Raw genomic sequence first — 18,340 nt, 5'->3', positions numbered from 1 at the left:
CAGGCTCGCGACGGGATAGCGCCACCCTCGGCGACCGGCCCGGCCAGGGCAATCCGGGGCCGACCCCAGCCCGGGTCGACCCCAGGTGCCCGGACACCATCCCGGACGTGGCAGCATGCGGACCCCGCCCCCCATCTGTCCCGATGCCAGATCCGGTACTCCGCAGCTTTGCCCCCGTCGTCGGCCCCGGCGCCCGGGTGCTGGTGCTCGGCAGCATGCCGGGCGTGGCCTCGCTGGACGCGGGCCGCTACTACGCGCATCCGCGCAACCTGTTCTGGCCGATCATGGGCGTCCTGTTCGACGCCGGGCCCGAGCTGCCCTATGCGCAGCGACTGGCGCGTCTGCAACAGGCGGGGATCGCCTTGTGGGACGTCGCTGGCGAATGCGTGCGTCCCGGCAGCCTGGATGCCCGGATCGAGGCCGGCAGTGTCGTTGCCAACGACATTGCCGGCCTGCTGGCGGCCCATCCGGGCATCGACCGCATCCGTTTCAACGGAAGCGCCGCGCAGACCCTGTTCCGCCGACACGTGCTGCCGGCACTGCCGCGCGTCCCGGACCTGGCGCGGCTGCCCTCGACGAGCCCGGCGCATGCGGCGCTGCGATTCGACGCCAAGCTCGCGGCCTGGCGCGCCGGGCTATGCAACGAGTGACGGGCGATCGGCCGGCGCAGGCCTGTCGCCAACGCGCGATCTTGACCGCCACAGTGCGGACCATCGGAAGACGCGCAGGTCTCCGATCTGTGGATGCGCCGCAATCCGACGCGGGTTCTCTTCGTTTCCGATACTCGCCCGCCGGCCCCTGCGCTATGGTCTGCCCAGGTCATACAGGGAGCCGATGATGCATCGCATCCGAACGCTGACGTTGCTTGGCGCATTGTGCTGCGGCGCCGCCGCCGCGCACGCCGAGACCGCCAGCGCCTGCCCGCAGTTGCCGGTCATCGCCAACGTGCAATGGAGCGTGCAGGAGAGCGAGGATTTCGTGTTCTGCCGCGCGATCGAGTTCGACACCCAGCGTCAGCCGTTCGCGGTGGCGATCGGGCGCACGCCGACGTTCCGGCCGCGCCGTGGCGAGCGGATCGGCCAGCCGGTCCGCATCGACGGACTGTCGGCATGGTGGCATGCGCCGCAGAACGACCTGACCAGCGCCATCGTGCGCGAGACGCTGCTGGAGCTGGCCTCGGGCCACTACGCCCACATCATCGTGCGTGCCGACGACCCGGCGCAGCTGGCGCGCACGTTGCGCCAGGTCGAACAACTGGAGTTCGCCGACGTCCGCCTCGGCAATTGAGGCGGACGTGCACGGGGCCGGTTCTAGAACCGGCCTTCCTGGAAATCCACGAAGGCCTGCATCAGTTCTTCGCGCGTGTTCATCACGAAGGGGCCGTGGCGGGCCACCGGCTCGCGCAGCGGACGGCCGCCCACGACGATCAGCTTCGCGCCCTCCTCACCAGCGCGCAGTTGCAGCCGCGCGCCACCGCCGAGCACGCCCAGCTCCTGCGCGACGAGCGGGCGCATCTCCTCGCCCTCACCCACCGTCGTCTGGCCTTCGTAGACGTAGGCGAAGACGTTGTGGCCGTCGGGCAGGTCGAACGCCCAGGCGCTGCCCGGCGCCAGCGCGATGTCCAGATACAGCGGCTCGGTCGCCGGCTGCGCGATCGGGCCGGCGGTGCCGTCCACGCAGCCGGCGATGAGCTTGACCGTCACGCCGGGCGCAGGCTCGACCACCGGCAACCGGTCGGGCGCGAACTCCTGGTAGCGCGGCGCGGTCATTTTCTCGCGCGCGGGCAGGTTCACCCACAGTTGGAAGCCGCGCATGCGTCCGGCCTGCTGTTCGGGCATTTCCGAATGCACCAGGCCGCGTCCCGCGGTCATCCACTGCACGCTGCCGGGGACGAGCAGGCCCTCGTTGCCGTGGTTGTCGCGATGGCGCATGCGCCCGTCGAGCATGTAGGTCACGGTCTCGAAGCCGCGATGCGGGTGGTCGGGGAAGCCGGCCAGGTAGTCCTCGGCGCGATCGGTGCCGAACTCGTCGAGCATCAGGAACGGATCGAGATCGGGCAACTGCGGCGTGCCGATGACGCGGGTGAGCTTGACGCCGGCGCCATCGCTGGCGGGCATGCCGCGCACGGTGCGCACGACGCGGGCGGTCTGGGAGGAGGCGGTCATCGGGAAGCTCCGAACGAGGTCTGAGCGCACACGATGCGGGTGCGACAGGCCGATTCCACCGGCGTGGATGGAACGCAGGTTTCCGTGGGCACCTGATGCAGCGCGTCTGATCGTCGTCATGGCCAGATCCACCCCGCCCCGCCCCGCATCGCAACGGCCCAGGACCGGGCGCGATCGCACGCCCGGCTGCGTCAGCGCGCGGTCAAGCGCCAGGCGCGGTGGATGCGCGGGTTGCGCTCGAAGTCGGGCGCGATCGTCGCCGGGGTGATGTCCTCGCAGTGCGCGAACGCGGCCACCGCCTCGGTGTCGAGCCGGAACCGACGGAAGTTGTTGGAGAAATACAGCGCGCCACCCGGCGCCAGCCGCGCGACGGCCGCGCGCAGCAGCCGCACGTGCTCGCGCTGGATGTCGAAATCCTTCGCCCGCGCCGAGTTGGAGAACGTTGGCGGGTCGCAGAAGATCAGGTCGTACTGCGCGGTCTCGGCTTCCAGCCACTGCAGCGCGTCGGCCTGCACCAGTCGATGCCGGGCGCCGCCCATGCCGTTGGCGGCAAGATTGTCCGCGCACCATTGCAGGTAGGTCGCCGACAGATCGACAGTCGTGGTCGTGCGCGCGCCGCCGGCCGCCGCATGCACAGTCGCAGCCCCGGTGTAGCCGAACAGGTTGAGAAAGCGCGTGTCCGCCGCTTCTTCCGCGATGCGCAGGCGCATCGGGCGATGGTCGAGGAACAGCCCGGTGTCGAGATAGTCGAACAGGTTCACGCGCAGACGTACCTGGCCCTCGTCGACCAGCATGAACGCATGGCGCGCGTCGAGGCGGCCGTACTTACTGCCGCCCTTGCCGCGGCTGCGGGTCTTGATCGCGATGCGCTCGCGCGGAATGCGGAACACCTCGCGGGCCGCGTTCAGCACGTCGCCGAAGCGGCGCCGGGTCGTGGCTTCGGGAATCTCAGCCGGCGCGGCGTACTCCTGGACGTGCAGCCACAGCGGCGTGCCGTCGGCACCCGGATCGGATGCGGACTGGATGTAGACGTCGATCGCGGCCGCGTACTCGGGCAGGTCGGCATCGTAGACGCGATAACAGGTCACCGCTTCGCGCTCGCGCCAGGCCTTGAACCTGCGCAGGTTCTTGCGCAGGCGGTTGGCGACCATCGTCGCGCCCTCGCTCAGCACCTGCGGCGCGTCGTCGGCCTCGCGCTGGGGCGGGCGCACCGGATCGCAGACGATCAGGCTGCACTCGAGCGCGCCGTTGAACACCTGATACTTCTTCTTCGCGCGCAGACCGGTCGCGTGCGCAAGTTCGGCATCGCCGCACAGCAGGCTCGCGCGCCAGTCCGGCACCGCGCGCGCCAGCGCATTGCCGAGGCTGCGGTAGAGCGCAGCATCGGCGGCCAGGCGCGCGTCGTAGGGCGGATTGCAGACGACCAGGCCGCGCGGCGCGGCGTCGTTCGGTGCGGCATCGTCGGACAGCGCGGACGACGGCGGCGCCTGCAGGGCGACGACGTCGCCGACCTGCCAGTCGATCGCGTCGCGCAGCCCGGCGGCGGTGGCGTTCTCGCGGGCGGCATGGATCGCGTGCGGGTCGAGATCACGGCCGAAGAACGCCTTGCGCAGGCCCTCGCGGCCGCTGCGCTCGCGCGCCAAGGCCTCGTCACACAGGGTCCGCCAATAGGCGGCATCGAAGCCGTGCCAGCGACTCGGCGCCCGGCCGGCAGTCGCCGCGCCGCCGTCACGGGCCAGGCCCGGCGCGACATCGGCGGCCATCAACGCACCTTCGATCAGCAGCGTGCCGCTGCCGCACATCGGATCGAGCAACGCGCCGCCCGCGGCATACAGCGCCGGCCAGCCGCCGCGCATCAGCACCGCGGCGGCGAGGTTTTCCTTCAGCGGCGCCTCGCCCTGGGCGCGGCGCCAGCCGCGGCGGTGCAACGGCCCGCCCCCCAGGTCCACCGAGAGCAGCGCGCGCCCCTTGCGCACCACCAGGCTCAGGCGCAGGTCCGGCGCCTCGACATCGACATCCGGGCGCGCACCGGTGGCCTCACGCAAGCTGTCGACGATCGCATCCTTGACCCGCTGCGCGGCGTAGCGCGCGTGGGTGATCGCACTGCCCGAAACGTGGGCATCGATCGCCAGCGTCATCGACGGATCGAGATGGGCCGCCCAGTCGACCGCGCGCGCGCCGGCGTACAGCGCGTCCTCGTGCTCGCAGGCGTAATCGGCGATCGGCCACAACACCCGGCTGGCGAGCCGCGACCACAGCACCGCGCGCTGCGCGTCCTGCAGCGTGCCTTCGGCATTGACCCCGGCGACGGTGGCGGTGGCCTGGGCCGCGCCCAGCGCGAGCACCTCATCGACGAGCAGATATTCCAGGCCCTTGGCGCAGGAGACGAAAAATTTCACGGACAGGTGGACCAACGAAAGGGGAAGGAGGACGCGGCGCACGCCGCGCGCGTGCGCATCGCCAGCAGCCGCGCCGGATCCTGGGCGGCCGCAGTCGTGACCACGGATCGGGAATGCGTGCAACGGACGGCACGACGATGGCGCGCAAAATACCACAGGGCCCTGCTTGCCCCGGCCGCGGGGCGATGCGTAAGCCGCCAGCCATCCCGAAGACGCCCGCGGCATCACACCCGGAAGATCCCAGCGCGGCCATGCAGCCGACCGCCTCGCACACTCCCGTGCCAGGCCCATGATGTGCGTGAGCGCGGCCCGATCGTAACGCGCCGACCGCGCACGGTGATCGCGCGCGGCGTCACTCAATGCGAGGCGACGAAACCACCGCCGGGCGCAGCCGGCGGCACCGCGAAATCGGCGCGCATGCGCGCGACCTCCGCCCGCGGCGGCCGGCCGAACAGCCGTTTGAACTCGCGGTTGAACTGCGACGCACTCTCGTACCCCACCGCATGACAGGCGGCCGAGGCGGTCATCCCGTCGCGCGCCATCAGCACACGCGCCTGGTGCAGGCGGATCGACTTCAGATACTGCATCGGCGCGACCTGGGTCACCGCCTTGAAATGGGCGTGGAACGACGGCGCGCTCATGCCGGCCGCCTGCGCCAGTTGCGCGACGTCGAGCCGCCGGGCGTGATCGCGATGGATGCGCTGCAGCGCCCGGCCGATGCGGCCGAATTGGCCCTGCTGAGCCAGCGCCGCGCGCAGCGTCTGCCCTTGCGGTCCGGTCAGCACGCGGAAGTACAGCTCGCGTACGAGCGCGCGGCCGAGGATCGCAGCGTCCAGCGGCCGGCTCAGCACCTGCAGCAGGCGCTGCAGGGTCTGGCGCAGCGTGTCGTCCATCGGGCTCGACACCAGGCTCTTGGGCGCCTGCGCGGGGGCACGCCGCCGGCGTGCTCGATCTCGAGCATCAAGCCCGCCGCGAGCGGCACGTCCAGATGCAGGTACAGCGCCAGCAACGGCCGGTCCGCGCTGCCCTCGGACTGCATGGTGAAGGGCACCGGCACCGAGACGGCGAGGTAATGCTGCTCGTCGTAGACGAACACCCCGTCGCCGAAGTACCCCCGCTTGGCACCCTGGCACACGAAGACGATGCCGGGGTCGTAGAGCACCGGCGTGAGCGTCAGCGGCCGGTCCGACCGCAGCACCCGCACCTCCGGCAAGGCGGTCAGGTTGTAGCCCTCTCGCGGCGCCAGGGCGCGCAGCAGCGCAACGGAATCGAGTGCGGCATTCATAGGAATAGGCAAGCAAAGAAGACGATTCGGCGTCGTGACTGCATGGCGCTCATAGCATCCTACACCCCCATCTCGAGTCCCGGGGCGTGCCATGGCGCAACCGAAAACCTTGCTCATCACCGGCGTCAGCAGCGGCTTCGGCCGTGCGCTCGCCCAAGCAGCGCTGGTCGCCGGCCATCGCGTCGTGGGCACGGTCCGCAGTTCACAGGCGCGGCAGACGTTCGAGGCGTTGGGCCCCGGCGCGGTGGGTCGGGTGCTGGATGTGACCGACTTCGATACCATCCCCGGCCTCGTCGACGCGATCGAGGCCGACATCGGACCGCTGGATGTGCTGGTCAACAACGCCGGCTATGGCCAGGAGGGCGTGCTGGAGGAATCCCCACTGGACGCGCTACGCCGGCAGTTCGACGTCAACGTGTTCGGCGCGGTCGCGATGGTCAAGGCGGTGCTGCCCGGGATGCGACGGCGGCGGCGCGGACACATCGTCAACATCACCTCGATGGGCGGCTTCATCACGATGCCCGGTATTGCCTACTACTGCGGCAGCAAGTTCGCGCTGGAAGGCATTTCCGAGACGCTGGGCAAGGAAGTCGCGTCGCTGGGCATCCACGTCACCGCGGTTGCACCCGGGTCGTTCCGCACCGATTGGGCGGGCCGTTCGATGGTGCGTACGCCGCGCAGCATCGCCGACTACGACGCGCTGTTCGACCCGATCCGCGAGACGCGCCAGTCCAGGAGCGGCCACCAGCCGGGCGACCCGGCCAAGGCCGCACGCGCCATCCTGGCCATGCTCGACGCGCCACGCCCGCCGACCCACCTGCTACTGGGCAGCGATGCGCTCGAGCTGGTGCGCGGAAAGCTCGCCGCCCTGGAGGCCGAACTGGCCGCCTGGGAAACGGTGACTCGATCGACGGACGGCTGATTGCGCACCTGACCGGGCCGTAGCCTGGCGTGCGGCGCCGGCCTTGCGCGCGCCGCCTAAAGCCGTACCAGCAACTCGGCAAAGGCCTGCGCCGAGGCCGCGACGTGCGCGCCCAGGCGGTGGTCGTCGTCGACCAGCAGCAGGCGACCACGGCACGCGCGGGTCCAGTCAACGACATCGGCCGCTGGGATCAGTTCGTCGTGCCAGCCGTGGATCACCGACAGCGGCACCTCGGCGGCCTGCAACGGATGCGCGGCATCGAGCCGGACCGGCGGCGCCATCAGAAACAGCGCCGCGACCGGCACCCGTTGCGAGACGTGTCCGGCGATCCACGCACCCAGGCTCGAGCCGGCCAGCACCACCGGGCCGCGCGCAGCCGCGGCGGTCGCGGCCTGCATCAGCCGCTCGATACGCGCACCGACATCGCCCAGCGGACTCACCTCGCGCCGCGCGTCCAGGTCGGTGTAGTCCGGGCGCTCGTGGGTCCAGCCCAGCGCCTCGGCCGCCTGCGCCAGCGCGGTCACCTTGGTCGCGTCCGGACCGCTCTCGAAGCCGTGCGAGAGGATGCAATGGCCTCGCAATGGCGCGCGCCGCGCGCTCATGCGGCCACCTCCCAATGCACGGCGTCGCCGACGCGCAGCGTGCCGCCCTGCACGATCCGCGCGCACAACCCGCCCATGCCTCGCATCGCGTTGTAACCGCCCGCGCCCAGCGCAGTCTCCATGCGCGAACACGGATCGCAGGGATCGGTGCCTTCGAATACAACCTCGCCGATGCGGAAACGCTGGCCCTTGAACGCGATCAGCGGAATGCCCGAGACCACCAGATTGCGGCGCAAGATCGCCGGCGCGACCGCGTCCCGGCCGCTGAACGCGGCGATCGCCGGCAGGTGCTCGGCCTGGATCAGGGTCGCGCCGCGCTTGCCGCTGCCACCGGCATAGCGGTCACCGGCCAGCCCTGCGCCGGTGTGCGCCTGCGCGGTCTCCACGACCGTCATCGGGACATCGCGCGCCGGACGCAGCCCGATCCAGTCGAGCCGGCCGGTGCGGGGAAACTGCGTCATCAAGGCGTGCAGCGGGGAATCGGGCGGCGGAAGTCTCATCCGGTCAATGGTAGCCCGAACCCCCTTGCACACGCGCACGTGCCTGCGCCGAGGCGCGGTCGTGCTGCGCGATCCGGGCTACCATCCGCGCCATGTCCGCTGCCGCGCCCCTACCGACCCTCGTGCCGCAGCCGCTGCCCTATGTCGACCGGCTCACGCGGCGCGCGCGTGCCGACATCACGCTGGTGGTGATCCATTGCACCGAGCTGCCGGACCTGGCGACCGCGCGCAGCTACGGCGAGCGCGTGCTCTACGCCGCCGGCACCGGCAACAGCGGGCATTGGTACATCGACCGCGACGGCACGATCGTCGAATACGTGCCTGCCGAGTATGTCGCCCACCATGTGCGCGGCCGCAACGCCGAATCGGTGGGCATCGAACTGGTGAACCGCGGGCGCTTCCCGCACTGGTTCGACTCGCGCCACCAGGCGATGGACGAGCCTTATACCGATGCGCAGATCGAGGCGCTGATCGTGCTGCTGCGGCAGTTGTGCGACACACTGCCGTCGCTGCGCGCGATCGCCGGCCACGAGGACCTCGATGTCGAGCAGGTCCCCGCCAGCGACGATCCGCAACTGCGCGTGCCGCGCAAGCGCGACCCCGGTCCGCGCTTCCCCTGGGACAGGGTGCTGGCGCAGGTGCCATTGCGCCGCATCGTCGCCTGAACGTCGCGATCGGGGCCGAGCGCCGGGCGCCCCCTATAATCGTCCGCCCGGCGCTGCCCGCCACGACTCTGCCGCGATGACCCCGCCCGTTTCGGAACTGATCGACCTGCTTTCGCTCGAGCGCCTCGAGGACAATCTGTTCCGCGGCCAGAGCCGCGACATCGGCACCAAGTACGTGTTCGGCGGCCAGGTGCTCGGCCAGGCACTGTCGGCCGCGCAGGCGACGATGACCGCACCGCGCCCGGCGCATTCGCTGCATGCCTACTTCCTGCGCGCCGGCGACGTCGATGCGCCGATCGTCTACGACGTCGACCGCACCCGCGACGGCGGCAGCTTCTCGGTGCGCCGCGTCACCGCGATCCAGCACGGCAAGGTGATCTTCTTCTGCGCGGCCTCGTTCCAGGAGGCCGAAGCCGGCGCCACACACCAGCTGACGATGCCCGAAGTGCCCGCGCCCGAGGACATCGCCCCGCAGGACCCGCTGCCGGCCGAGGTGCTGGCCCGGTTGCCGGTCAAGGTCCAGCGCTGGCTCGATCGCAGCGGCCCGTTCGAGTTCCGCCATGTGTATCCACGCGACGAACTGCAGCCGCCCAAGCGCCCGCCCTTCCAGCAGGTGTGGTTCCGGCTGTCGGAGCGCGTCGGCGACGCGCCGTCGCTGCACCGCGCGCTGCTCGCCTACGCCTCCGATTTCCACCTGCTCGGGACTGCGACCTTTCCGCACGGCATCAGCTACTACCAGCCGAATGTGCAGATGGCTTCGCTCGACCACGCACTGTGGTTCCATCGTCCGTTCCGGGTCGACGACTGGCTGCTGTACTCGCTCGACAGCCCGAGCGCGCAGGATGCGCGCGGCCTGGCCCGCGGCCAGATCTTCGACCGCACCGGGCGCCTGGTCGCCAGCAGCGCGCAGGAAGGCATGATCCGCGTGCGCCCCGACACCCCGCCGGCGGCCGACTGACATGCGCCAGGTCTTCTCCAGCGCGCGCCTGGAAAATGTCGAGCGCGTCGCCGACATGCTGCGCGCCGAAGGCATCGAGGTGCAGATCAGCAACGGCCGCTCGTACAAGGGCAACCGACGCGGCACCTTCAGCTATCGCGACCAGGCCGCCGGCCCCGCCCCGCGGTGTGGGTGACGCGCTCGGAGGACCAGCCCCGCGCGCGCGCGCTGCTGCGCGACACCGGCCTGCTGCAGACCCAGCCCTCGACGCGCAGCTACCTGGCGCAGGGCGAGCTGACGTTCGCGGCCGACAATGCACCGCCACCGCGCCGGGGCCTGAGCCGGGCGGCGAAGATTCGCTATGCGCTGCTGGGTGGTGCGGTCGTGGTGATCGGGCTGTCCTGGTGGTCGCGGCCCTCGCCCGACGCGCCGGCCCCGACGCCCGACATCGCGCCGCCCGTCGCGCAGGGACCGTCGCTGGACATGCTGCCGCAGACAGTCGAGGCCGGTGTCCACCGCATCCCGGTGCCGCAGGCGCTGGCCGCCACCCTGCTCGCCGACGCGCTGCGCGCGCAATCGGGGCCGGTCTGCGTGGCCGTCGACGGCGACACCCCGACCGCCCCGCTGCTGGCCGAGCTCGAGGCCGGCTATGCGCAGGTGCTGCCGGCCTCGGCCTGCACAGGCGGCGACGGCCAGGCCGCGTGGCTGGAGATCCACAACTACCGCACCGACGGCTCGGGCCGGGGCACGGTCGAGTTGTCGAACGGCGGCAGCGACGCCGCCCAGGGCGTGATCACGCGTACCTTCGATGTCCAGCGACAGGACCGCGACTGGCGCTTCGCGCCGGCGAAGTAGCGCAGGTCTCACCGCCAGCCGCTGCGCGCGGCCGCGTGGATGCGGCATGATCGGCCGGCCGGTCACATCCGGCCGCCCGGATGCGTCCTGGGTAGACCCTCAGCTGGAAGCGACCGATGTCCGCGATTGCCGCCGACCCGAGCCTCGAAGACCGGATCCATCTGGAACTGCCGGCCGCGCGCGGCGGCGACCAGGCCGCGTACGGGCGGATCGTGCGGCTGAGCCAGAACGCGACGACCGCGATCGCGCTGGCGATCACCCGCGACGTACAGGCCAGCCAGGACATCGCCCAGGAGGCCTATCTCAAGGCCTGGCAGCAGCTCGGACGGCTGCAGAACCCGACCAGCTTCCTGCCGTGGCTGCGCCAGATCACCCGCAACCTCGCACGCGACCATTTGCGCGCGCGCCGCGACCGGCTGGTCGCCGGTGAGGTCGCAGACCTTGCGATCGCACAGGCCGCCGATCCCGATAGCTGCCCGATGCAGCGGATCATCGACGACGAAAGCGGGCGCGTGGCTGCCGACCTGATCTCCGAGCTGCCCGACGACAGCCGCGAAGTGTTGCTGCTGTACTACCGCGAGGGCGGCAATTCCCGGCAGGTCGCCGCGCTGCTCGGTCTGTCGGACGCAGCCGTACGCAAACGCCTGTCACGCGCGCGGCGCAGCCTGCGCGAGGACCTGATCGCACGCTTCCGCGATTTCGCCGAAGGCTCCGCGCCCGGCACCGCGTTCACCGTGCTGGTCGTGGCCGGACTGGGCAGCTTCGCCAAGCCGGCGCTGGCGGCGGGCGCAGCCGGCGGCACGATCGGCGGCGGCGTCGCCGGCAAGGCACTGTTCGGTTCGGCCGGTGCCGCCGGCGCCAGCCTGGTGTTCGGCGCGCTGACCTGGTGGCTGTGCCGCAAGCTGCTGCTGCAGTACACCGACACCGACGACGAACGGCGCGCGCTGCTGCGCTTCTACGATCGCTGGATGCTGGCCTCGGTGATCGGCGGTGCCTTCGTGGGCCTGGCGTATGCGGTCTCGGGCAACAGCTACACCGCGTTCTGCATCGCGACCGTGACCTTGTTGGCCGCGATCACGTTGCCGGCATTGACCCGGTTGCCGCGGCTGATGAATCCCCTGCTCGCCCGCGATGCCGCGCGCGACCCGGCCGGGGCGCGGCGGCGCGCACGGATCTATGAGCTGACCTTCGGCCGCACCGGCATGCTGCTGGGCAATCTGATGGTGATCGGGATGCTGGTGATCGTCGGACTGCGCGGGCATTGATCGCAGCGGCCGCACTTGCCGGCCGCGTTCGATGGCGTGCCGGCCGATCGTGCACGCCGATGCGCATGCGCTTGCATGCCGTGCACATGGCCGCCCCGAAGGCGTCGCGTGATGCGACGCCTCCGGCTCGGCTTCTTCAGCGCTGCGGCCGAGCGGCCCGAAGTTCCTCCCGGCTCAGCGTGCCGTCGCGGTTTTCGTCGAACCAGGCGAAGCGCTCGGCCAGCCGCGGCATCGCCTCGTCGACCTCGACCCGACTCAGCCGGCCGTCGCCGTTGAGATCGGCGGCGCGGAACATCGCATCGAAGCGACGCTCGCCCTCGGTGCGACGTTCGGCCCGCTTGGCGTCATGCCAGCGTCGCAGTTCGCTGCGGGTCAAATAGCCATCGCCATCGCGGTCGATCGACGCGAAGTCGGCGACCAGATCGAAGCCACGTCCGCCACGCGCATGCGCTCCGTGCGGTCCGCCGTGCGGCTTGCGTGCACCGCGGTCCGCCGGCCGCGCCGCATCACCCTCGCGCGCTGCATGCGCGGCCAATCGGGCCTCGTGTCGCGCCTGCCAGGCCTGTTGCCCCGCCTCGGCCTCGGCCCGGCTGATGCGGCCATCGCCATCGGTGTCCAGGCGCGCCAACGCGTCGACCGGATCGCGGGGCAGTTCAGGGCGGCCATGGCCGCGATGCGCTGCCGCCTCGGGGCCGGAGGGCGTCGCGCCCTCGGCCACGGCCGGCGAACGGGCCGACGCGATGCCGGCAGCGAGGGTCAGTGCGGCGAGCAGCGCCGCCGAGAGCAGGGTCTTGTGCATGTGGGGGTTCCCGTTGTGGACGGCACGGCGCCGCCCTGTGCATCGATCAACGCGCCCGCCGCGTCTGACGTTGACGCCGCCCCGGGCCGGTTCAGCCGGCAGACGGCGGGCACAGTCGCATCCGTTGCGACGACCGGCGCTATCCTGACCCGATGCCGTCACAGCCCCGCCCCCACCCTCCGGATGCCGCGGTCGCGGACGAGCTGCGCCTGTTCCACAGCGGTGCGCACGCCTGCGGCTACTGGCCCGAGCGCGTGGCCCGAGATCTGGTGCTCGACCCCGAGGATCCCCGCCTGCCGCTGGCCTATCCGCAAGCGCTGCGCTGGGGCTTCCGCCGATCCGGCGACCTGCTCTACCGGCCGCACTGCGGGGCGTGCCGGGCCTGCGTCGCGGTGCGCATTCCGGTCGCCGCCTTCGTGCCCAATCGCAGCCAGCGCCGGACCCTGGCGCGCAACGCCGACATCACCGCGCGCATCCTGCCGGCCGGGCGCAACGACGAGCGTCTGGCGCTGTACCAGCGCTACCTGCGCGCGCGCCACGTCGACGGCGGGATGGACGACCACGGCGCGGCGGAGTTCGACCAGTTCCTGATCGGGCGCTGGAACGAGGGCCGCCTGCTGGAACTGCGGCTGCACGGCCGGCTGGTCGCGGTGGCGGTCACCGACCTGGCCGACGATGCGCTCTCGGCGGTGTACACCTTCTTCGACCCCGACGAATCGACACGTGGCCTGGGCACACTGGCGATCCTGCAGCAGATCGCCTGGGCCCGCCGCGAGGGACGCGCGTATCTGTATCTTGGCTATTGGATCGAAGGACACCGCAAGATGGACTACAAACGCAATTTCCAGCCGCTCGAAGGCTTCGACGGGCGCCAGTGGCGCGCGATGACGGCGTGGGCGCGATGAGGCGCGGCATGCTTTGGTTGCTGCTCGTCGTCGTTGCGCTGGGGCTGGCCGCCTGCGTCCGGGTCCATGTGCACGGCGACCGCCCGACCACGACCTCGCCGCCCGCGCCGGCCGCCGGCGCGCTGCGCATCGCCACCTACAACACCTCGCTCAACAGCGACGCACCCGGCGGCTTGCTGCAACGCCTGCAGGGCGAAGACGCAGGCGCGCGCAAGGTCGCCGCGGTGCTGCAACGGGTGCGCCCGGACATCGTGCTGCTCAACGAGTTCGACTACGTCGCCGACGGCAGCGCGGCCACCCTGTTCCAGTCCCGCTGGCTCGAGCGCGCACAGCCCGGTGGCGGTGCGCCGCTGCACTATCCCTACCGCTACCTCGCGCCGGTCAACACCGGCGTGCAGAGCGGGCTGGACCTCGACGGCAACGGCACGGTCGGCGGCGAGGGCCGCGACCGCGGCAACGACGCCTGGGGCTATGGCCTGCATCCCGGCCAGTACGGCATGCTGCTGCTCTCGCGTTATCCCATCGACACCGAAGCCGCGCGCACGTTCCAGTTGCTCAAGTGGAGCGCGATGCCCGATGCGCGGCGCCCGCGCGACCCGGCGACCGGCGCACCGTTCCATCCCGACGCGGTGTGGGCGCAGTTGCGGCTGTCGTCCAAGTCGCACTGGGACGTGCCGGTACGCACCCCCACCGGTGTGCTGCACGTGCTCGCCTCCCATCCCACGCCGCCCGCGTTCGACGGGCCGGAGAAGCGCAACGTCGCACGCAACCATGACGAGATCCGCTTCTGGCAGGACTATCTGTCGCCGGGCGCACACGCGTGGCTGTGCGACGACGGGGGGCGTTGCGGCGGTCTGACCGCCGATGCCCGGTTCGTGATCCTGGGCGATCTCAACAACGATCCGGTCGACGGGGCCGGCGCGCACGAGGCGATCGTTGGCCTGCTGGAACACCCGCGGGTGTTGCGCATGGCCACGCCGCGCAGCGAAGGCGCGATCGAGGCGGCCGCGCGCGATGGCGGCGCCAATCTCGAGCACCGCGGCGCGGCCGCACACGACACCGGCAGTTTCGGCCCGCGGGTGGGCAACCTACGGCTCGACTACGTGCTGCCGTCGGTGGGCCATGTCCCGCTCGCCAGTGGCGTGTTCTGGCCGGCTGGCGCCGCGCCGCATGCCGAGATCGTCGACGGCAGCGACCACCGCCTGGTCTGGGTGGATGTGGCCGACGGCGGCTGACGCTGTGGTGTCCCGGCAGGGTGTCGGCCGGCGATAGAGGGACTGTGACCGCCGCCCTCATGCTGGCGATCGGCGCGCCGCCCGTGCACCATCGGGGGATGCCGCCCGCCGCCCTACCCCGCCAGCACGCGTCCTGCGCCCGATGAGCGAGGGACTGTTCCGCGACGAGGTGCTGCGCGCGCGCCGCGAGGCGTGGCTCGGCACCGTCAGCCTGCCGGTGCCGCGGCGCGGCTGGCTGCTCGCCGCACTCGGTGGCGCCGCGCTGCTGGTGATCGCCGCGACGCTGGCATTCGGCAGTCTGCATCGAACGGTGCGCGCCTCGGGCACGCTGCAACCCGCCGAGGGCCTGCAGCGTGTGCAGGCGCCCGAGGCCGGTGTCGTCGTCCGCGTCCACGTGACCGACGGCGCGACCGTCGCCGCCGGAGATCCCTTGCTCGACATCGCGGTCGATCGCGATCTCGCCGATGGCGGCGCGCCGCTGTCGGCACGGGTGGCCGAGAGCCTGGAGGCCGAACGCACCCGCCTGCGCACGGCGCTGCAGGCCTTCGACGTTGCCCAGCCGGCCCGCGAGGCCGACCTGCAGGCGCGGCTGGCGACGCTGGTCGACGAGGCCCGCTCGGCGCGCGAGGAGATCGCGCTGCGCGAGCGCCAGGCCGCCAATGCCGAAGACGTGTTCGCCCGGCTGCAGCCGCTACGCGAGGCACGGATCGTCAGCGAGGTCCAGGTCCAGCAGTACGAGAACCAGGCCCTGGACGCGCGCGCCGCGCTCGGCGCCGCCCGACGTGCGGGCCTGGAGGCCGAGCGCCGGCTCGCCGATGGACGTCGCAACCTGCGCGAGCAGGCCTTGGCCCAGGCCACCGAGCGCGGCACGCTGGCCCAGGCGCTGGCCGATCTCGACCGCGGCGATGCCGAGAACCGTGCACGCGGCACGATCCGACTGCGTGCCCAGCGTCCGGGCGTGGTCAGCACCTCGGGGCTGTCGACCGGCAGCCCGGTCGCCGCCGGCGAGCCCTTGCTGACGATCGTGCCCAGTGATGCGCACTTCGTCGCCGAGTTGTGGGTGCCCGCACAGGCGGTGGCGCACCTGGCGCCGGGCCAGCGCGTGGAGATGCGCTACGACGCCTTCCCGCACCGCCGCTACGGCCAGCAGCCTGGCGAGGTGGTCAGCGTGGCGCGCGCCGCCCAGCCCGCGCCGGCACATGCACGCACCGGCGCCGATCCCGGCGTACCGCTGTATCGCGTGCTGGTGCGGCCCGACCGCCAGGACGTGCCCGGCGCCGACGCCGCGCTGCGCACCGACATCGGCGTCGACGCCGACCTGATCCTCGAACGCCAGCGGCTGTACCAGCGCCTGTTCGGCGATCGTTTCGCCCGTCCCACCGCCGCCCGAGCCGACTGATGCCCCTGTCTTCCCGTCGACGCGTACCGGTCGTGCAGCAGAACGAGATCGCCGAATGCGGGCTGGCCTGTCTGGCGATGGTCGCGGTGCATCATGGCCACGATCTCGACCTGGCAGCGATGCGCCGGCGGTTTCCGATTCCGATCCAGGGCGCGAGCCTGTCGCGACTGATGGCGATCGCCCGTGAACTCGGGCTCGAGGCGCGCCCGTTGCGCACCGAACCCGAGCATCTGCACACGCTCCAGGCGCCGTGCGTGTTGCACTGGGACCTCAATCATTTCGTCGTGCTGGTGCGCGTGTCGCGCGGTCAGGCGCTGATCCACGACCCGGCACGCGGCGCGGTGACGATGCCGCTGGCCGAGCTCGGCCGGCATTTCACCGGCGTGGCGCTGGAACTCACGCCGGCAGCCGATTTCGCCCCGGTTTCCGATCGCACCCGCGTGCCGCTGCGCGCGCTGTTCGGCCGGATCTCCGGCATCGGCCCGGCGGCCACGCAGATCCTGCTGCTGGCGCTGTCGCTGGAACTGTTCACGCTGCTGCTGCCGCTCGCGCTGCAATGGACGATCGACGGCGTGCTGGTCACCGCCGACACCAGCCTGTTGACGCTGATCGGGCTGGGCTTCATCGGTGTGGTCGCATTCCAGGCGACGATCGCGGCGGTGCGCGGCTGGCTGGTGGCCGACCTGGGCGCCTCGCTCAATGCGCAGTGGATCGGCAACCTGTTCGCGCACCTGTTGCGATTGCCGCTGGACTATTTCGAGAAACGCAGCGTCGGCGGCGTGCTGTCGCGTTTTCTGTCGGTGCAGTCGGTCCAGCAAACGCTGACCGGCAGCTTCGTCGAGGCGGTGCTCGACGGGCTGACCGTGCTGCTGGTGTTCGCGCTGCTGCTGTTCTACAGCGGGCCGTTGACCGCGCTGGTGCTGCTGGCCTTCGCGCTGTATGCGCTGCTGCGCTGGCTCGCCTACCGGCGCCTGCGCGACCTCAAGGAGACCCAGTTGGTCCACCTGGGGCGGCAGCAGAGCCAGATGATCGAGTCGATCGGCGGCATCCAGACCATCAAGCTCGCAGGCCTGGAGGCCGCCCGACTGGCACGGCTGCGCAACGCGACGCTGGAGGTCGCCTCGCGCGAAGCCGCGATCGCGCGCACCACCGCGACCTTCGGCGCGCTCTCCAAGCTGATCTTCGGCCTGATGCGCGTGGGCCTGATCTGGCTTGGCGCGCTGCTGGTGCTCGACGGCCGGTTCACTGCGGGCATGATGGTGGTGTTTGTCACCTACGCCGATCTGCTGGCGATGCGCGGCGGCGCGCTGGTCGACAAGCTGGTCGAGTTCCGCCTGCTGGGCATGCATGGCGAGCGCATCGCCGATGTCGCGCTGGCCGCGCCCGAGGCCGATGTCGAAGCCGTGCACTCCGGCCCCGATCCCGCGCCCGAGCTCATGATCGAGGGCGTGTCGTTTCGCTACGACGAGAGCGGCCCCTGGGTGCTGCGCGACTGCTCGCTGCGGGTCAAAGCCGGCGAATCGGTGGCGATCACCGGCGCCTCGGGCTCGGGCAAGACCACGCTCGCCAAGCTGATCCTGGGCCTGCTGGCGCCCAGTGAGGGCCGCATCCTGATCGACGGCGTCGACATCCGGCACCTGGGCCTGGCGCGCTATCGCGCCCGCTTTGGCGTGGTGATGCAGGACGACGTGCTGTTCGCCGGTTCGATCGCCGACAACATCAGCGTGTTCGATCCCGATGCGACGCTGGACCGGATCGAGGCGGCGGCCCGGATCGCGCAGATCCACGACGACATCGCCGCGATGCCGATGGGCTATGAGTCGCTGGTCGGCGACATGGGCTCGGCGTTGTCGGGCGGCCAGAAGCAGCGCGTGATCATCGCCCGTGCGGTGTATCGCCAGCCCGATCTGCTGCTGCTCGACGAAGCTACCAGCCATCTCGACGTGCCGCGCGAGCGCGCAGTCAATGCGCTGATCGCCGACCTGCGCGCGACCCGCATCATCATCGCCCACCGCACCGAGACCGTACGCAGCGCCGATCGCGTCGTGCGGCTGGTGAATGGGCGTGTCGCCGAAGACGACGGCGCGGACGATACGAACGGCACCTGACCGGCGGCATCGAAAGTCCGGAAACACGACGTAGGTCCGGAATCCGGGGTTCCGCATCCTCCCTGCTGGCGACTAGCATCGAAGACGCCGGATCCGGACCGGCTCCCTTTCAATCCGGACAAGCACTGGAGGAAACATGAGCCATCAAGACGCGCAGCATGTCCGCCCCATCGCACGCCTCGCGGCCCGCGAGCTGACCGAGGAGGAGGTCGCCGCTGTCGCTGGCGGCAAGCCCGACCACACCCATGCCACCGGCCCCAACGGCGACGACCCGGGCGATCCGGGCGTCGTCTGACCCG

At 71.3% G+C, this 18,340-nt stretch carries 16 protein-coding genes and 1 pseudogene; 11 read left to right on the top strand and 6 right to left on the bottom strand.

Features of this window, described 5'->3' with window-relative positions; genetic code table 11:
- The first annotated feature begins 143 nt into the window (after positions 1-143).
- Positions 144-650 (top strand): DNA-deoxyinosine glycosylase, encoded by a 507-nt coding sequence (locus tag BEN78_12960; protein ID ASR44147.1) that lies wholly within the window; start codon positions 144-146, stop codon positions 648-650.
- A gap of 184 nt (positions 651-834) precedes the next feature.
- Positions 835-1,287: a hypothetical protein gene (locus BEN78_12955; protein ASR44146.1), complete on the top strand. Its 453-nt coding sequence runs from the start codon at positions 835-837 to the stop codon at positions 1,285-1,287.
- A gap of 23 nt (positions 1,288-1,310) precedes the next feature.
- Here the strand turns inward: BEN78_12955 and BEN78_12950 are convergent, their stop codons facing one another.
- The 3 genes and pseudogenes from BEN78_12950 to BEN78_12940 form a co-directional block, all read right to left on the bottom strand.
- On the bottom strand, positions 1,311-2,165 hold the full coding sequence (locus tag BEN78_12950) for a hypothetical protein (GenBank protein ASR44145.1): 855 nt from the start codon (positions 2,163-2,165) through the stop codon (positions 1,311-1,313).
- A gap of 191 nt (positions 2,166-2,356) precedes the next feature.
- Positions 2,357-4,564 carry a 23S rRNA (guanine(2445)-N(2))/(guanine(2069)-N(7))-methyltransferase gene (locus BEN78_12945; protein ASR45127.1) on the bottom strand — a complete coding sequence of 736 codons (2,208 nt, stop codon included), beginning with the start codon at positions 4,562-4,564 and terminating at the stop codon, positions 2,357-2,359.
- 356 nt (positions 4,565-4,920) lie between these two features.
- Positions 4,921-5,849 (bottom strand): annotated as a pseudogene (locus BEN78_12940) (AraC family transcriptional regulator).
- Positions 5,850-5,940: 91 nt separating this feature from the next.
- On the opposite strand from BEN78_12940, the gene BEN78_12935 reads away from it, so the two are divergent.
- Positions 5,941-6,771: a short-chain dehydrogenase/reductase gene (locus BEN78_12935; GenBank protein ID ASR44144.1), complete on the top strand. Its 831-nt coding sequence runs from the start codon at positions 5,941-5,943 to the stop codon at positions 6,769-6,771.
- A 56-nt stretch (positions 6,772-6,827) separates the two neighbouring features.
- On the opposite strand, the gene BEN78_12930 is transcribed toward BEN78_12935, so the two are convergent.
- Positions 6,828-7,373 carry a hypothetical protein gene (locus tag BEN78_12930; GenBank protein ASR44143.1) on the bottom strand — a complete coding sequence of 182 codons (546 nt, stop codon included), beginning with the start codon at positions 7,371-7,373 and terminating at the stop codon, positions 6,828-6,830.
- Entirely contained in the window at positions 7,370-7,873 is a 504-nt protein-coding gene (locus tag BEN78_12925) for a molybdenum cofactor sulfurase (protein ID ASR44142.1), read from the bottom strand. The genes BEN78_12930 and BEN78_12925 overlap by 4 nt, the downstream gene beginning before the upstream one ends.
- 92 nt (positions 7,874-7,965) lie before the next feature.
- Here BEN78_12925 and BEN78_12920 point away from each other — a divergent pair, with 92 nt between their 5' ends.
- The 4 genes from BEN78_12920 to BEN78_12905 all read left to right on the top strand — a co-directional run bounded on the left by BEN78_12920 (position 7,966) and on the right by BEN78_12905 (position 11,595).
- Positions 7,966-8,538: an N-acetylmuramoyl-L-alanine amidase gene (locus BEN78_12920; GenBank protein ASR44141.1), complete on the top strand. Its 573-nt coding sequence runs from the start codon at positions 7,966-7,968 to the stop codon at positions 8,536-8,538.
- A gap of 76 nt (positions 8,539-8,614) precedes the next feature.
- Complete coding sequence (locus BEN78_12915) at positions 8,615-9,496, top strand: acyl-CoA thioesterase II (GenBank protein ID ASR44140.1); 882 nt, start codon at positions 8,615-8,617, stop codon at positions 9,494-9,496.
- A gap of 171 nt (positions 9,497-9,667) precedes the next feature.
- A complete protein-coding gene (locus tag BEN78_12910) occupies positions 9,668-10,330 on the top strand; it encodes a hypothetical protein (protein ASR44139.1) in 663 nt (220 codons plus the stop codon).
- Between the two features lie 116 nt (positions 10,331-10,446).
- The gene (locus tag BEN78_12905) at positions 10,447-11,595 is read left to right on the top strand and encodes a hypothetical protein (GenBank protein ID ASR44138.1); all 1,149 of its coding nucleotides are present in this window, start codon (positions 10,447-10,449) and stop codon (positions 11,593-11,595) included.
- Between the two features lie 136 nt (positions 11,596-11,731).
- Here BEN78_12905 and BEN78_12900 read toward each other — a convergent pair whose 3' ends face one another.
- The gene (locus tag BEN78_12900) at positions 11,732-12,394 is read right to left on the bottom strand and encodes a hypothetical protein (GenBank protein ASR44137.1); all 663 of its coding nucleotides are present in this window, start codon (positions 12,392-12,394) and stop codon (positions 11,732-11,734) included.
- A 152-nt stretch (positions 12,395-12,546) separates the two neighbouring features.
- On the opposite strand from BEN78_12900, the gene BEN78_12895 reads away from it, so the two are divergent.
- The 4 genes from BEN78_12895 (at position 12,547) to BEN78_12880 (ending at position 18,041) form a co-directional block, all read left to right on the top strand.
- Positions 12,547-13,299 (top strand): arginyltransferase, encoded by a 753-nt coding sequence (locus BEN78_12895; GenBank protein ID ASR44136.1) that lies wholly within the window; start codon positions 12,547-12,549, stop codon positions 13,297-13,299.
- Positions 13,296-14,534, top strand: coding sequence for an endonuclease (locus tag BEN78_12890; protein ASR45126.1), 1,239 nt, complete (start codon positions 13,296-13,298; stop codon positions 14,532-14,534). The genes BEN78_12895 and BEN78_12890 overlap by 4 nt, the downstream gene beginning before the upstream one ends.
- A gap of 142 nt (positions 14,535-14,676) precedes the next feature.
- Positions 14,677-15,933 (top strand): hypothetical protein, encoded by a 1,257-nt coding sequence (locus BEN78_12885; protein ID ASR44135.1) that lies wholly within the window; start codon positions 14,677-14,679, stop codon positions 15,931-15,933.
- Entirely contained in the window at positions 15,933-18,041 is a 2,109-nt protein-coding gene (locus BEN78_12880; GenBank protein ID ASR44134.1) for an ABC transporter, read from the top strand. The genes BEN78_12885 and BEN78_12880 overlap by 1 nt, the downstream gene beginning before the upstream one ends.
- Positions 18,042-18,340: the final 299 nt, after the last annotated feature.

The sequence above is a fragment of the Xanthomonas citri pv. mangiferaeindicae genome, assembly GCA_002240395.1.
GTDB classification, from domain to species: domain Bacteria; phylum Pseudomonadota; class Gammaproteobacteria; order Xanthomonadales; family Xanthomonadaceae; genus Luteimonas; species Luteimonas citri_A.
This window is presented reverse-complemented; position numbering and strand designations above follow the sequence as displayed.